Source organism: Arcanobacterium phocisimile (assembly GCF_016904675.1).
Classification (GTDB): Bacteria; Actinomycetota; Actinomycetes; order Actinomycetales; family Actinomycetaceae; genus Arcanobacterium; species Arcanobacterium phocisimile.
In genome coordinates, this window is record NZ_CP070228.1 from 1,841,641 (window position 1) to 1,854,149 (window position 12,509).

The 12,509-nt window shown below is 53.4% G+C and carries 10 protein-coding genes; 1 reads left to right on the forward strand and 9 read right to left on the reverse strand.

What is annotated here, in order from left to right:
• Positions 1-14: 14 nt before the first annotated feature.
• From JTE88_RS08385 to JTE88_RS08410, 6 genes are all read right to left on the reverse strand, one after another.
• Positions 15-1,202, reverse strand: a complete 1,188-nt coding sequence (locus tag JTE88_RS08385) for a DNA polymerase III subunit delta' (RefSeq protein WP_204424295.1) — start codon at positions 1,200-1,202, stop codon at positions 15-17.
• The gene (gene tmk / locus JTE88_RS08390) at positions 1,199-1,867 is read right to left on the reverse strand and encodes a dTMP kinase (RefSeq protein ID WP_204424297.1); all 669 of its coding nucleotides are present in this window, start codon (positions 1,865-1,867) and stop codon (positions 1,199-1,201) included. Before tmk ends, JTE88_RS08385 begins: the two co-directional genes overlap by 4 nt.
• Before the next feature lie 3 nt (positions 1,868-1,870).
• Positions 1,871-4,630, reverse strand: coding sequence for a type I DNA topoisomerase (gene topA / locus JTE88_RS08395; RefSeq protein WP_204424299.1), 2,760 nt, complete (start codon positions 4,628-4,630; stop codon positions 1,871-1,873).
• A 67-nt stretch (positions 4,631-4,697) separates the two neighbouring features.
• Entirely contained in the window at positions 4,698-6,212 is a 1,515-nt protein-coding gene (locus JTE88_RS08400) for a DUF7059 domain-containing protein (RefSeq protein WP_204424301.1), read from the reverse strand.
• Between the two features lie 7 nt (positions 6,213-6,219).
• The gene (locus JTE88_RS08405; RefSeq protein WP_204424315.1) at positions 6,220-6,981 is read right to left on the reverse strand and encodes an anaerobic ribonucleoside-triphosphate reductase activating protein; all 762 of its coding nucleotides are present in this window, start codon (positions 6,979-6,981) and stop codon (positions 6,220-6,222) included.
• Positions 6,982-8,790, reverse strand: coding sequence for a ribonucleoside triphosphate reductase (locus JTE88_RS08410; protein WP_204424316.1), 1,809 nt, complete (start codon positions 8,788-8,790; stop codon positions 6,982-6,984).
• Between the two features lie 296 nt (positions 8,791-9,086).
• Between JTE88_RS08410 and JTE88_RS08415 the strand changes: the two genes are divergently transcribed.
• Complete coding sequence (locus tag JTE88_RS08415; protein ID WP_204424318.1) at positions 9,087-11,375, forward strand: DEAD/DEAH box helicase; 2,289 nt, start codon at positions 9,087-9,089, stop codon at positions 11,373-11,375.
• On the opposite strand, the gene JTE88_RS08420 is transcribed toward JTE88_RS08415, so the two are convergent.
• The 3 genes from JTE88_RS08420 to JTE88_RS08430 form a co-directional block, all read right to left on the reverse strand.
• Positions 11,372-11,680 (reverse strand): pilus assembly protein TadG-related protein, encoded by a 309-nt coding sequence (locus JTE88_RS08420; RefSeq protein ID WP_204424320.1) that lies wholly within the window; start codon positions 11,678-11,680, stop codon positions 11,372-11,374. The genes JTE88_RS08415 and JTE88_RS08420 overlap by 4 nt on opposite strands.
• Positions 11,681-11,756: 76 nt before the next feature.
• Positions 11,757-12,110 carry a TadE family type IV pilus minor pilin gene (locus tag JTE88_RS08425; RefSeq protein ID WP_204424322.1) on the reverse strand — a complete coding sequence of 118 codons (354 nt, stop codon included), beginning with the start codon at positions 12,108-12,110 and terminating at the stop codon, positions 11,757-11,759.
• A gap of 126 nt (positions 12,111-12,236) precedes the next feature.
• On the reverse strand, positions 12,237-12,428 hold the full coding sequence (locus tag JTE88_RS08430; protein WP_204424323.1) for a DUF4244 domain-containing protein: 192 nt from the start codon (positions 12,426-12,428) through the stop codon (positions 12,237-12,239).
• Positions 12,429-12,509 lie beyond the last annotated feature (81 nt).

Here is a 12,509-nt window from a genome sequence, read left to right on the forward strand (position 1 = left end):
TTTAAGGACGCCGACTATCGGAGTCCAACTAAAACACTTTCCATCACTAATTGCGCTGGCACATTAGCACGTAATCGCGCCCGACCTTGACTGATGCGATCAAGTTTTTCTAACGTATCGTGGGTTGTTGACGAGGCGGCGATTCGATCGATCGCCTGCTCGTAATCAACATTAATCAGCTCGACATTACCACCCATTTGTTGTACCAAGACATCACGATAGAACGAGAGCATATAGACCATTTCCCGATCGAGGACATCGCGTTCTTGGCGGGTTTGACGACGGCGAGCTGCTTCGGCACTTTCTTTGACTTGGCTTCGAACGGCAGCCGGTACTTTCGACGTTGCATCTAGCCCTAAAGCAGCCATGCGCTTTTCTTCAAGCACCTTGCTGTCTTCTTCGAGGGCTTCCTTTTTTGTTGTCCCATCACCTCGCATCGCAATGGTATCCGCGAGCAAATGGGCACCAAGGGCAGCATCACCCACGCCTTTAATCTTGGCTAGAATATTAAGCGTTTTGCTACGAATCGAAGCCGCATGCGGATCGGTAGCAAGCGCCCGCGCTAAACCGATATGTGACTGCGCTGCACGGGCCGCAACGAGGGCTGCATGTGGCTCCACCCCATCGCGCTTGACCAACAAATCAGCCACTTGTTGGGCCTGCGGAGTCACCAAATTGATATTCCGGCAACGCGAACGAATAGTTGGCAACACATCTGCTGCAGCCGCAGTACATAGCATCCATACCGTGCGCGCACCCGGTTCTTCGATCGCTTTCAACAACACGTTAGTGGTCCGAGTGAGCATCCGATCGGCGTCTTCAATGATAAGAATCCGCCATGCACCACTTGTTGGTGCCACGTACGAACTGGCGACATATTCACGAACTTGCTCAGCGGTGATCGTCACTTGATCGGTAGATACGAGCGTGACGTCAGGATGGTTGCGTTCTAAAACCGACACACATTGTGGGCAGATCCCACATCCTCGAGTCGGCCCGGTACACAGCAATGCTCCAGCCAAGCTCAACGCGGCCAGAGAACGCCCAGATCCGGGCGGGCCGGTAAACAACCACGCTTGACTCATCGCCTGAGCAGAAACTGCCGAAGCGTTATGCTGATTGGCAGAACGCGCAGCATCAGCTGCTCGCTGTAACTCGTGAACAGCAACCTCTTGTCCAATCAGATTGTCAAAGATACTCATAGGTCAAGACTACCGGGAGCTTCCACCACTCGGCGAGTGAGATCTATGCTGTGCGCAGTGGCGAGCCGCTTTTGTACTACTGCTCGAATCTCCTGTTCGATGGCCGGAATAGTTGCAGTGGCATCAATCGTATGCCAGCGTTGCGGATCGGCTTGCGCCAATTGGCAAAATTCTTCCCGGACTCGTTGATGGAATTCGATGCCGGCCGCTTCGAGGCGATCTTGTTCGGCACCAACACGCTCGCGCCCAACCTCGACCGGCACGTCTAGCAAGAACGTTATGGCCGGCATATGGCCATCGACTGCCCATAGCGATAAATCGCGAACTTCTTGCTTATCCAGTGACCGCGCCGCACCTTGATAGGCAACCGAGGAGTCGAGAAAACGATCAGTGATCACTATTTCTCCGCGCTCAAGAGCTGGCAGAATCTTCGTCTCCATGTGGTGTGCCCGATCGGCGGCATAAAGCAGGGCTTCTGCGCGCGGACTTACCTCACCACCATGAAGTAGCAGGTGGCGAATATGCCCACCGAGTTCGGTTCCCCCAGGTTCCCGGGTGACAACGACGCTGTAGCCTTCAGCTTCCAGCCATGCGACTAAGCGTTGGACTTGGGTGGATTTTCCCGAACCGTCGCCTCCTTCAAAGGAGATAAACAAACCCGACATACGTTATGCCTTCTTCGCAGCGTCTGCCTCCGGAGCAGAAGCCTTCTTCGCAGCCGGCTTCTTCCCGGTGGTTTTCTTCGTCGTCGACTTCTTGGCAGCTGTCTTCTTCTTACCAGCACCCGTCACGGTTCGCTTGGTTGCATTGCGCTTCTTCGGTCCGCCTTGCTCAGCAATCTTCAACCGACGCTGAACCAACAGATCTTGGGCACGCTCGGCAGTGATCTGGTTAGGATCTTCTGACCGTGGCAGGGAAGCATTGGTTTCGCCGTCGGTCACGTACAATCCAAATCGACCGTCTTTGAGTAAAATCGTGCCGCCAGAAACTGGATCTTTGCCGAGTTCAGCCAGCGGTGGTTGTGCTTGACGCTTGCCGCGCTGCTTGGGCTGGGCAAAAATATCTTTTGCTTCGTCGAGCGTAATCGTGAAGATTTGTTCTTCAGATTCAAGCGATCTCGAATCGGAGCCCTTGCGCATGTACGGACCGAAACGTCCGTTGTGTACCGTCACCAACTCCTCGTCAATTTCACCGAGTTCGCGCGGCAACGACAACAACTGTAATGCCTGCTCAATCGTAACCGTATCCGGATTCATTGACTTGAAGAGTGAAGCCGTTGCCGGCTTCGGCTTGACCTTGGAAACCTTGCCAGTCGGAGTCAGCTGTACCGCATCGTCAGGCACGACTTCGGAAACGTATGGCCCGAATCGGCCATCTTTGACAACGACATCCCAGCCCTTTTCGTTTTGACCTAAAACTCGATCTTCTTGCATGGCAGCATCAAGGAGCTCGTGAGCTTTGGCAACTGTCAGTTCATCTGGCGCAACCTCTGGCGGTACCGAAGCACGCTTGCCAGCCGTACCATCAGACTTGGTCTCTTCGAGGTATGGCCCGTATCGACCAACACGAACCGCGATATTGTCACCAATATCAATAGTGTTCACCGCGCGCGCATCAATATCGCCGAGGCCATCGACTTGGTCACGCAGTCCCTTTTTCTCGTCAGCACCGCGGTAGAAACCGCCCAAGTATTCCACCGGGTCTTCTTCACCGGCAGCGATCTTATCGAGGTCTTCTTCCATGTCTGCTGTGAAGTCGTAATCAACCAGATCGGGCAGGTTCTCTTCAAGTAAACGAATGACAGCGAACGCCAGCCAAGTAGGAACAAGCGCCTGGCCTTTGCGGTCGACATATCCGCGATCGGTAATCGTAGAAATCGTTGTAGCATAGGTGGAAGGACGACCGATGCCTTTTTCTTCCATCGTTTTAACCAGCGACGCTTCGGTGTAGCGTGGCGGCGGCGCAGTTTCGTGGCCACCTGCTTGAGCTTCAACGTTAGTAACCGTCTCGCCTTCGGCTAGTTCTGGCAACTGGGACTCGGCTTGTTCTTCGTACCGCTTCTTATCTTTACCTTCTTCGTATGCGGCCATGAAGCCAGGGAAGGTGATGATGGTTCCGGAAACACCCAAACGCGCTTCACTTCCGACGACGTTATCCAACGATGCAGTCAACCGGATGGAGGCGGTCGATCCGGTTGCATCCGCCATCTGCGAGGCAACCGTACGCTTCCAAATCAATTCATACAGCGCAAATTCGCGCCCGCGGAGCTCACTTGCCACCTGCGCGGGAGTACGGAATGAATCACCGGCTGGGCGAATAGCTTCGTGAGCCTCTTGTGCACCTTTAGATTTAGTCGAGTAAATGCGCGGCTTATCCGGCAGGGAATGCGCGCCGTACATGTCCTTGATCTGCGAGCGCGCAGCGGCAATAGCTTGGCTGGACAGATTCACCGAATCGGTACGCATATAGGTAATGAAACCGTTTTCGTACAGTGACTGTGCCACTCGCATGGTATCTCGCGAATTCATGGAAAGTTTACGCGATGCTTCCTGTTGCAAGGTCGACGTCGTAAACGGCGCAGCTGGACGACGGCGGTACGGTTTCGTCTCCACGCTCACAACCGTGGAGTTCCCGGAACTGAGCAAGGCGGAGATGGCCTGCGCATCATCTTCGGTTAGTACCCGAACGCCTTCTTTGGCTGATTTCGGCTTGAGCTGACCGTCATCGTCGAAATCTTTACCGACGGCAACGCGAGCACCATCAACATCAAGTAGTTTGGCGGTAAACGACTCGGAATCTTTTGCCATCTCGACGGCGACATCCCAATAACCGGCAGGTACAAAAGCCATACGTTCACGTTCGCGTTCAACAACGAGGCGGGTGGTGACGGACTGTACGCGGCCAGCAGACAAACTCGGAGCAACCTTGCGCCAAAGCAATGGAGAAACTTCGTAACCGACGAGACGGTCAAGAATACGGCGGGTTTCCTGGGCGTCAACTAGTTTCGTATCGAGATCGCGGGTAGCTTCCAATGCACGCTGGATTGCTTCCTTGGTGATTTCATGAAACACCATACGCTTGACTGGAATCTTTGGCTTAAGAACTTCGAGCAGATGCCAAGCGATGGCCTCTCCCTCGCGATCCTCATCAGTTGCGAGCCACAGTTCGTCTGCTTTCTTCAAGGCAGCCTTGAGCTCGGTAACCTTTTTCTTCTTATCTGTATTGACCACATAGTAAGGCTCGAAATTGTGCTCCACATCCACAGCGAACTTGCCGAACGAACCCTTCTTCATATCTGCTGGCAGATCAGAGGGCTTGGGCAGGTCACGAATATGACCAACACTGGCTGTTACTTCATACTCATCACCGAGAAAGTTGGCGACAGTACGCGCCTTGGCAGGAGACTCTACAATCACAAGCTTTGTCACGTTACATCCTTATATATAGGAGGGGTCTGGTTGTAAACATACCGCATCTGTCCCACACAAACGCAAATCAATCCACAACTTCGGCGTTTTCCACTACCGCAAGCATGCCAAGTTCAAGCATGTGGACAACCTTCGGGATGAGGTCTTCGCGCAACTCAACACTATCAATTTCTAAGACTTGTGCTAGCGCCACAATAATCTGCTCAACCGTCAATTCACCGTCACAAACCGAGACAAAACCAGCTAAAACCGTATCTGCCTGGACCTGATCAGAAAACGAACGACTCGATGCAAACGAAATCAGCCACGGGTCAGCGTCACCCGGATGATAATGCCGATGCTCCTCGATACCCGAATTGGACAAACGTAACGAAGACAACGTTTCTTCATCCAAATGCTGAGCGCGACGCATAGCCTCAATAACACTGAGCATATCCTGGGGCGCCGCACCGCGTAAATCAAAGAACTTTTTCGCCGGCGCTGCCGCCGTGCCTCCGGCTGTACCGCCCATAACTAGATAACCAAATCCGATATGGGAAACATTGCGCGCCCTAAAATCCCCCAACCAGGCCCGATAAGCCGGCGCATAATCCGTATTCCCAGCACGCAAACCACCGTCGTGTAACCACATTTCTACATAACCATCGACGGCGATCACCTCACGCTGGATCACCAACGCAGATAGTTCCGTCCCGGCAAACCACTGGCGCGGATGGGCATCCCACTGCGGTTCGTTCCCACCGACGATCTCCCAGTTAGCCAACATGTACGCCGAACCGTTAGGTGACAAATAATCACCCACCGCCCCCACAACAGTTGCCGCCAACGTATCGCCCGGCACACCACCATCTCGATATTCCATCGTTCCTAAGTTGTCGCGCACCTCACCTGGCGTGATCACAAACGGTGGATTAGAGACGACGACGTCGAACGTCTCACCGGCAACCGGATCGAAGAGAGAGCCTTCCCGTACATCGATCTCCACCCCGTTCAACGTGGCGTTGAACCGGGCATATTCTAAAGCTCTGGTGGAAATATCCGTCGCGACCGCCACTGCGCCGGCTTTTGCCGCCAAAATCGCGTGGATACCGCAACCGGTTCCCAGATCCAACACTCGCTGACCTGGTGCATAATGGGCAAGACTGGCCAAGGTACGGGTAGCCCCGCCAACTCCCATCACATGATCAGTTTTATGCCGGGCGCCTTGAAGGGAACCCCGATCAGAAGCCATCCACACCAACTGCTCGCCCACGGCAACCGGAACAAGTTGGAAGCGCGAACGTACCTGATCGCCGTCGACTTCTTCAACCAGTTCTGCCACCCCCGGAAATCCTCCCGCAGCGTGATATGTTTGCGGAATCGCACGTTCAACGTCGTCTACCGAAACAGTATCGCCGGTCCACCACAAGCGCACCAACAAACCTAGCTGGCCGCCGGCAGCTTCCGCTGCAACCTGGGCAGGCACCGCTTCGTCGCGTGTCAAAGCCGCGAGCGCGCTTTCGCCAAGTAAGTCAGCGATCTTTGCTGGGGTATAGTCGCGCAGGTCGGCACGCAAGGCATCAAAAAACTGAAAATTCTTCATGCCACTATTATGCCGGGCGAATCACTGCAGAAGTAAAGCCGGAGTTTTCTACTACCGATACGAGTTGCGCCCATGTTTCGCGCCATGCTTGAAGGTCCCAAGACCGCGCTTGTTCTTGGAACTGCTGCGAAGTGCCGCGCTCACGGGCTTCTTGTAGGGCAAAATTCTCCACCCCGCGGGCTGCTAGCTCACCGACGATACGTGGCAGGTCGCGCGCAACCGAGGAATCCGGGTAGACAGTAGTGCGGACCTCGTAGGTTAGTGGGCGATCGGTTCCGGCACGCGCGCAGACTTCAGCCATCATCAGGTCGAGGCATTGCCAAGCTTTGGCTCCGGCATCGGCCCCAATGATCGGCTGGTAGCCATCTGGCATGGCTTTGATGTCGAGCCCTATCCAGTCAACGTCGCTGATAACTTCAGCGAAGCGTGCGGGATAGGCACCGGCTGAATGTAGCCCGATACGGAACCCGAGTTCGCGCGTGGCGCGGATGGCTGGGCCGAGGGCTAACTGACGAGTAGCTTCGCCGCCGCTGAAGACAACACCATCGAGTAATCCTTGGCGACGCTTAAGGAAGGCACGAAGCTCTTCCCACGTCACGCTTGTGTTCGCACGCGGATCCATCAGCTCCGTATTTTGACAATACACACACTGCCACGGGCAACCTTGTAAGAAAACAGATGCACACAGTGCGCCTGGCCAGTCGATCGTGGATAGTGGAACGTATCCAGCGATAGCAAGGTCAGACGCACTGACTTGTGACGTTCTCATTTAGGAGAGCGCTTTCTCCACGAACATTTGACGCTCAGCGTATTCACCCTTCTTTCCAATATTGAAGGACTGTACTGGGCGGAAGTATCCCATCACGCGGGTCCATACTTCACACTCTTGCGGTTCGGCTTCTGGACGGGTCTGTGCACAGGTTGGGCAGGTTTCGTGCTCACCCTTGAGATAGCCGTGAACTGGACAAATCGAGAATGTTGGGGTGATGGTGATGTATGGTAGCGAGAATCGGGTCAGGGCGCGACGGATAATTTCCTTGCAGGCATCTGGTGAGGAGATCGCTTCGTTCATGTATAGATGGAGGACGGTTCCACCTGTGTACTTGCATTGGAGTTCGTCTTGGAGCTCAAGGGCTTCGAAGGCGTCGTCGGTGAAGCCGACGGGGAGCTGGGAGGAATTGGTGTAGTACGGCTGGTCTGGGGTTCCGGCCTGGATGATATTGGGGTAACGCTTGGCGTCTTCCTTTGCCAACCGGTAGGTGGTTCCTTCAGCTGGGGTAGCTTCAAGGTTATAGAGGTTTCCGGTGCGCTCTTGGAAGTCCACAAGGCGGGCATTGATGTGGTCAAGCATTTCTGCCACCATGGCGTGTCCGCGCTCGTCGGTAATGTCGTACTCGTCGAGGGTAAAGTTGCGAACCATTTCGTTCATGCCATTCACACCAATGGTTGAGAAGTGGTTATTGAGCGTGCCCAAGTAACGCTGGGAGTATGGGTAGAGTCCGCCGTCCATGAATCCTTGAACGGCTTGGCGACGGCGCTCAAGAGTATCGCAGGCCATCTCCAACAGAGTGTCCAAGCGTGCGTAGAGGCGTGGGAGGTCTCCGGCGTAGAGGTATCCGAGGCGTGCCATGTTCATAGTGACGACGCCGATAGATCCGGTGAGTTCAGCAGACCCGAAGAGTCCATTTCCTCGCTTGAGGAGTTCACGCATGTCGAGCTGGAGCCGGCAGCACATGGAGCGAATCATGCCTGGATCGAGTTCTGAGTTGATGAAGTTTTGGAAGTAGGGCAGGCCGTACTTGGCGGTCATTGCGAACAAGAGCGTGGCGTTTTCGGAGTCCCATTCAAAATCTTTGGTGATGTTGTAGGTTGGGATCGGGAAGGTGAAGACACGTCCGTTGGCGTCGCCTTCAATCATGACTTCCATATAGGCACGGTTGATCATGGCCATTTCTTCAGCGAGTTCACCGTACGTAAAGTCGCAGAGTTCGTCACCAATTAGTGGGTTTTGTTCGGCTAGGTCGGCAGGACAGTTCCAGTCAAAAGTGAGGTTCGTAAATGGGCATTGACTACCCCATCGCGACGGCACATTGAGGTTGTAGATCAGTTCTTGAATGTTTTGCTTAACATCTTCGTAAGAAAGTTGATCGAGCCGCACGAATGGAGCCATATAGGTATCGAAGGAAGAGAATGCTTGGGCGCCGGCCCACTCGTTTTGAAGCGTTCCAAGGAAGTTGACGATCTGACCGCAAGCGGAAGAAAAATGCTTTGGTGGGTTGGAGGCAATAGCTCCAGAAACACCATTGAAGCCTTCCTCGAGAAGACGGCGTAGCGACCACCCTGCACAGTAGCCGGAGAGCATGTCGAGATCGTGAATATGGAAGTCACCGTCGCGGTGGGCCTGGCCTGCTTCTGGTGCGAAAATTTCATCGAGCCAGTAGTTAGCCACCATCTTGCCTGCGTTGTTCAAAATAAGGCCGCCGAGTGAGTAATCCTGGTTGGCATTTGCGTTTACTCGCCAGTCAGAACGAGTGATATATTCCTGGATTGATTCAACGGGATCGATATGGCGGCTCACAGCTCCAGCCTTTCTCTTCGTGCGCTAAATTGGTGTGGTGCAATGTCCTCGCGCTTCGATGCGCGTAAAAGTTACCGTACCCCGAACACTACATATTGGTCTACTCAAACACGCCAACCCTATATGTAGTGCTCTCAATAAAATAATCTCTTCATGTCGAACTATGCCGAAAACGAGCGGAGGACACACCTTTCGAAAAAATCCACTGTGGTTTATATCACTTACTGGCTGCTGTTGTGAGCAAGATTCAGTCCCACAATAAGACCACCGATTCCAAAAAATGAGACACTACAGCTATGAATTCTCTGCCCGCCTCAGTCCGTGAAATGATAACTGGCCGCCAGCTAATCCCTGCGCGCCAGCCCCGCGAAGCACACTGGCCAGCACATATAACACCACGACTCCGGCGAGCATTGGTGCGCCGGGGCATAGACCAACTTTGGAGCCATCAAGCCCAAGCGATATTTGAACTTAATGCCGGCAACCATGTAGTAATCGCAACCGGCACTGGCTCGGGGAAGTCACTGGCTGCGTGGATACCAGTGCTACACGAACTTCTTTCTTTTTCTCACTCCCATTCGTTGAAAGACCACCACAGTAAACCCACCACACTCTATCTTTCTCCTACCAAAGCACTTGCCGCCGACCAGTTAGCAAACCTGACCCAACTTGCACAAGACATCGATCCTCACATTGCGATAGCAACCGCCGATGGCGATAGCGATACCCCAACTCGGCGTTTTGCACGCGACTACGCAGATATCATCCTTTCCAATCCAGATTTCTTGCACTTTTCTTTGCTATCTCAGCATGAAAAATGGGCTCGATTATGGCGCGGTTTGCGGTTTATCGTCGTCGATGAATTTCATCATTACCGCGGAAATTTCGGTGCTCACGTCTCCCTGATTTTGCGTCGCGCTCTGCGCATTGCACACTATTATGGAGCTAATCCACAAGTCATTTTCCTTTCGGCTACATCACACAATCCACGCGAAAGCGCACAACGCTTTCTAGGTTCTACGTTTGGCTCAGTAACTGCGATAACCGATGATGGCTCACCCGCGGCCGAGCGTGAAATTTATACCGTTTTACCAACAGAATCTGCCGCCCAGACCGCCGCCGCCCTAACCGCTGAGCTAGCCCACGACGGCAAGCGACTCTTGACATTCGTGCGCTCGCGGCACGGAGTGGAACGGGTAGCTGAACTGGCACGAATTCACCATTCGGAACTTGATCCACGAGCTGCGGCCTCAATAGCTGCCTATCGCGGGGGCTACCTACCTGAGGAGCGCCGAGATTTAGAAGCCCGGCTTTCTAACGGTTCACTGCGTGCACTTGTCACTACCTCCGCTCTTGAACTTGGCATCGATATTGCTGGCTTGGATGCGGTGATTACCACCGGCTGGCCTGGCACCCACGCCTCTTTCCACCAGCAAATTGGTCGGGCAGGCCGGGCTGGAACTCCAGGGATGAGCGTTTTTATTGCCCGCGATAACCCGCTCGATCAATACATCGTGCACCATCCGGACATGCTGACCGCGCCAGCTCTCGAATCCTCCACATTTGACCCGACAAATCCCTGGATACTACCGCCACACTTAGCAGCTGCTGCACATGAACTTCCGCTGACGAAAAAAGACCTACCTCTTTTTGCTCTTACTTCTACCTCCCTCGTGGATCAAATGGTAGATAATGAACTCTTGAAATCACGGCCTTCTGGCTGGTTTTGGAATACGACCACCCGCATCGAACCACATTCCTTACTGGATCTACGCGGAGAGGACTCAACGATTTCGATCGTCAATTCCCACGACGGTTCGGTTCTCGGAACAGTTGATGGCAGTCGTGCCGACACTACCGTCTTCCCTGGTGCGATCTACCTCCACCAAGGAAAATCTTTCGAAATCCTCGAACGCCAATCCGATATTGCCTTAGCACAACCAGCCACCGATACCAGCATTCGCACGTTTGCCCGGACAAATAATTCGGTTGACATTATCTCGACTACACATACAGTTACACTCCCCGGCGGCCTGTGGTGTTACGGGACGGTGAATGTACGTTCGCAAGTTGTCGGATATGACGTGCGCAGAGCCAGCGATGGAGTTTTCCTTGGGACTGTCCCCCTTGACCTCCCGATTCGGGAATTTGTCACCGCGGGAACGTGGATATCTCTGAGCGAAGAAACCACTCGTACTTACCAGATCGATACTGCCGATCTACCTGGCACACTTCATGGCGCTGAGCACACGATGATTGCCATGCTTCCTTTGCTCGCTACCTGCGACCGTTGGGACATTGGCGGTTTATCAACAGCTATTCATCCAGCTACCCAATGCCCAACCATCATCATTCATGATGCGATCGCGGGCGGATCCGGTGCAGCCTTGCGCGGATTCCATGCGGGACGCACCTGGTTACAAGCCACCTTCGAAGCCTTGGCAACGTGCCCGTGTGAATCGGGATGCCCCTCTTGTGTCCAGTCTCCCAAATGCGGTAATAACAATCAACCGCTGTCCAAAACTGGCGCACTATTCCTTATGGCAGCGCTTCTTGACCAACATGATTCCCTAGAGAACTCTTAATCATCTACCCCTAACAGATATGGTCCAGCACGTGCCGTAGCTTCAAGCTCTACTGGAATCATTCCAATCGTCAACTCGGCACGGGTAATAATGCGTGAACTATCACCATCTACAGAACACATCATCTCCAGATTTCCGACCAGTCTTCTCCCCTTTCGGCAGGCTATCTGTTCACTGCCGGTATGCCGAAAGGTATGTGCAACTGCAAGGGAAGCGAGATCGGCCCGATCTTGTAAATCTTGTTGCTGGTGAACAACTCGACCTATACCGCTGAGCACACCTACCAATGCCAATATCATCGCCATAACGCCGAGAATTACGACAGTAGCCGAGCCAGGTTCACCCGCGTGATGGATATTGGGTTCTTTCCTGAATTTACGATCACCCACGTGGCTCGACCATCGCTAACTGTGATCTGGACAGATCTACGCCAATCCAAGACAACATATGGGGAAGTTTCTTGCTCACCGTGACGCGCACATATTCACCTTCACGCTCGACATGCACCTCACTTCCATCTGATTGAACATGCTCGATCATCACCGCGACTTGATCTTGACCATGCAGTGCGTACTCGCGGGCAATTTCACGAGCGCTATGCCCTGCGTCAGTTACATACAACCACCCCACTAACGGGGCTAATGCGCACAAAGTTACTGCTATGAGCGAGCCCATGCCTAACGCTGTTTCCACACTGACCATCCCATTTTCTTGACGCACCATCACTCCTGACATCCCTACGCTCCTTCGAAGACTTATTGTTAGCCATTTTTCTGTGGCGACCACTCCCTTACGTGGCCGCCACAGAAAATCACCTGTTGGATGGCGAATATGCCATGTCTATGCGTACCCCGGCATACTTCAGCTCATAAACGCTTCAAAGATCATCTTGAACAGTGCCACGAAAAGTTCTTTAAACCAGTCTTGTTGCACGATCCAGATAAGAACGCCCGCGATACTGGTTGTCGCAATAGTTCCCACCGCATATTCGGCGGAGACCATGCCGTTTTCCACACCACGACGGCAGTTTCGGAACATTGATAGAGCTTTCATTTTCAACCTCATTTGCTATTGTTTGATATTGCTTCATCACGTTTAGTGATGTTTCCAGTTTGTCAAACTACCCCACTATCC